Here is a 286-nt window from a genome sequence, read left to right on the forward strand (position 1 = left end):
GATCGAGAGTGCCGTGGGCGTTGACGTAAACCGCACCGGCCCGCAAACGCGGAATCAGGCTGTGCACCTTGCCCAGATCATTGGAATACAGCGCCGCCGCGCGGCCGAATGCCGAGTCATTGGCCAGCGCCAGCGCTTCTTCGTCATCGTCGAACGGCGCGGTCACCAGCACCGGGCCGAAAATCTCCTCCTGAACAATGCGCATGTCGTTGCGGCAATTGGCAAATATCGTCGGTTCTACAAAGAAGCCAGGGACTTCAATCGGTTGGCCGCCATAGACCAGTTC

General features: G+C 59.8%; 1 protein-coding gene. It reads right to left on the reverse strand.

Going from position 1 to position 286, the window contains the following annotated elements:
• Positions 1-286: aldehyde dehydrogenase family protein (locus tag QMX93_RS30900; protein WP_282359360.1), on the reverse strand; the 286-nt coding region annotated here is incomplete at both ends.

It is taken from the genome of Pseudomonas sp. PS01303, from assembly GCF_029959385.1.
Classification (GTDB): domain Bacteria; phylum Pseudomonadota; class Gammaproteobacteria; order Pseudomonadales; family Pseudomonadaceae; genus Aquipseudomonas; species Aquipseudomonas rustica.